Below are 3,023 nucleotides of genomic sequence, written 5' to 3' on the forward strand. Positions count from 1 at the left end.
GGCCTTCGCCCTTGGCCAGCACAACACGGGATTGACTGCCGGTACGGATCAGCGCCTGACGGGGAATCAACAGAGTATCGTCCATCGGTGCCGTCTCAATGCGCATCTGCGCAAACATGCCCGGCTTCAGATAACCATCGGGATTGTGAAAATGTACTCGTATCTGTGCGGTGCGAGTCTTGGTGTTAAGGCTCGGGTAGACATAATCAACCTGGCCCTGCCACTCTCGCCCTGGCGAATAACCCAACTGCATCTGGACCTGATCGCCGACCTGCACCAGGGAAGCCTGTCGCTCAAAGACTTCACCAATCACCCAAATATGTTCCAGCTGACCGATGGCCATGATTTCCATGCCGGGTTTTACAAACATGCCTTCGCGCGCCATGAGGTTATCCAGCACACCCGATTGCGGCGCTGTAACGGTGATGGTCTGGCTCACCTTGCCGGATTTCCTCAGGCGGTTGATTTCTGATTTTGGCACCTGCAGGGATGCCAGGCGCTCCTTGGCGGCTTCAATCAGCGTGGCGTTATTGCGTTTTAGTGCCAAGAGTAATTCCTCCTGTGCATTAACCAGGGTCGGTGAGTAAAGCGCATAGAGAGATGCACCCTTCTGCACCGGATCGCCAGAAGCTTTGACGTAGAGTTTTTCAACCCAGCCCTCTACCCGCGGATGAATATGTATCAAGCGATCTTCATCGTATTGCACATAACCCACGGTATTGACGGAAACGTCCATCTGGCCGCGGGTAACGGGTGCCGTGCGTACGCCAAGGTTATTGACCACATCCGGCGATATGGTGACTGTGCCAATCTCCTCATCACCGCCGGCTTCTTCATACACCGGAATCAGATCCATCCCCATCGGAGATTTTCCGGGCTTGTCGCGTTTGTAATTGGGGTCCATCGGCGCGACCCAATAGAGCGGTTCTTTTTTGGCTGTCGCCTTACCGCCCTCTCCCGTGTCTTGCATGCGCCAATAGGCTGAATAGTGGGCCAGGGTTGCCGTCGCAATCAGCAATGCAACCGTTATAAAGAATGGTTTATTCAGTTGAATCTTCATGGGTTCTTTCCTTCCGTGCGGTTACCGTGTGTTGCAGGGGACTGCTTTGCGTGGCTCTGCGGTAACAGCACTGAGCGGTTTGTCGGTAAGAGATAGTTCAGTTCGGCAAGGATTTTTAGCCGATCGACCTTGATGGTCAGGAAATCGATTTTGGCGTTCAGCTCGGCGATGCGGGCACGCACCGCTTCAGCAAAGTCGCCGTCATCGTTGTTATAGGCAGTCAGGGCAGCTTCGGCCTGCTCCGCCATTTGCGGCAGTAGCTGCTGGTCATAGAGTGTGCGGCGCTCATTCAGGCGCTGGATTTGCACAATGGTCGTGTCCAGCTCCGCCATTAACTTTCGCGCCATCAGTAGCTTGTCTGTTCGCAGTGCCTCAGCTCGGGAGGTAGCGGCGCTAACATCTTTATCCTGTCGATTGCCCGTGAAAAGCGGCAGATCAAATGTGACGCCGACCGAGAACAGATCGGCGCGATCCCGGCCCATGGGGTCATCGTCCCGATAGCCGTACTGGGCGGTGAGCCCCCACTCGGGCTTATACTTTTGCTGGGCCAATTCAACCCCGGTCTGCATAGCCTCGATACGTTGGTCAAAGGCCAATAACAGGGGATGCCGATTGATCTGTTCATAGAGCCAGCGATCATTGTGCGTCTGACCCATGCCTGGGGTTGGCTCATCACCCAATTTACTGGATAAGGTCCGCGCCAACGGCAGACTGGCTTGACCGCCAATCCACTCGGAGAGCCGCTGCTGGGCAGAATCCAGTTGTTGTCGCAACGCAGTCAGCCGATCATCCAGCCGGGTGAGTTCCAGTTTTGCCCGGATAATATCCTGCTGTCGGGCACGCCCCAGCGCGGAGGAATAACTGGCTTTGGTGGCATCCACCAGATGTTCAAACAGCGCACGATCCTGCTCAATTAAACGGATACTTTCCTGTGCCCGGTAGGCTTCCAGCCATAACTGAGTCACCGTCGCTGTCACCTTGTCCTGGCGATCCTGTCTGAGTAAGGGTTCCTGGGCCGCCAACTCCTGATTTTGGCGGCTGGTTAACGCCAGGCTATCGCCGCGCGGAAACATCTGACTAACACCCACAGTCAGTTGCGTCATCGGTTCCTGATTGATATCGAAGCTATCGGTTGGAAAGTTGGCCGCCATTAGGCTGACCTTGGGATCGGGCAGGGTTGAGGCGGAAATGGATTCACTGGTCAGTGCATCTTCCCGGTAGCGGCTGCCGTTCAGCCAGGGGTCGGAGGCAATCGCCTGTGCAATCGCCGCTTCCAAAGTCAACGTACCAACCTGGTCTTGATCCAGCTGTGTTTGGGCAAACTGTTCCTGGGCAACTTTTTCCTCGGCAAAAGCAGGAACCCCCACCAACAGGAACAATAATAAAAAACGCCATTGAATGTTCATGGTGATACGTCCTATTGCTGATCGCGGCTGCTCACTGAAGCAAACACTTCAGCCGAACCGTCTTTTTTTAGCAACCACACCTGGTAAGGCATAAACCTGTCGCCCATTTCCATCCCGGGGCTGCCCGCCGGCATGCCCGGCACGCTCAGGCCGATGGCACCCGCCGGTGGATTTTCCAGAAACTGCTGAACGAAGCGCGCGGGGATATGACCTTCGAACACATAGCCGTCACTCGTCACCGCCGTGTGGCAGGAGTGGTATTCAGGGTGACCGACTATATGGGGTCCTAGGGATTTTGCCTCCATATATTGCAAAAACCTCTGAAGCCCCCGTCTGCCGTGGCTTGTAGAGGGGTATCAACTTTCATTTCTAGGTCGATAGCCCTCAATCGGTGCCATTAAGTCCTCCAGTTTTGGCAGTTCGCCCGTCGGCGCGAACGTGTATGTACCCCGGAAGTTGATGTTCTCCCAAGCTACCGGTGAGGCCCGCTTGACTGTTTCCTGGTATCTGTCATTGCGCTGTTCCTCGAAGCTGTCCAGCAGGTTACTGAGTACTTT

General features: G+C 55.1%; 4 protein-coding genes. All 4 read right to left on the reverse strand.

Features of this window, described 5'->3' with window-relative positions; genetic code table 11:
* Positions 1–1,060: efflux RND transporter periplasmic adaptor subunit (locus A3757_RS13470; protein WP_068739782.1), on the reverse strand; the 1,060-nt coding region annotated here is incomplete at its 3' end.
* Positions 1,057–2,466, reverse strand: a complete 1,410-nt coding sequence (locus A3757_RS13475) for a TolC family protein (protein ID WP_082865091.1) — start codon at positions 2,464–2,466, stop codon at positions 1,057–1,059. The genes A3757_RS13475 and A3757_RS13470, both read right to left, overlap by 4 nt.
* 11 nt (positions 2,467–2,477) lie before the next feature.
* Positions 2,478–2,771 (reverse strand): DUF411 domain-containing protein, encoded by a 294-nt coding sequence (locus tag A3757_RS13480; RefSeq protein ID WP_068553012.1) that lies wholly within the window; start codon positions 2,769–2,771, stop codon positions 2,478–2,480.
* A 51-nt stretch (positions 2,772–2,822) separates the two neighbouring features.
* Positions 2,823–3,023, reverse strand: a 201-nt coding sequence (locus A3757_RS13485; protein ID WP_156499734.1) for a Tn3 family transposase, incomplete at its 5' end; no start/stop codon positions are given.

The organism is Oleiphilus sp. HI0117 (genome assembly GCF_001635235.1).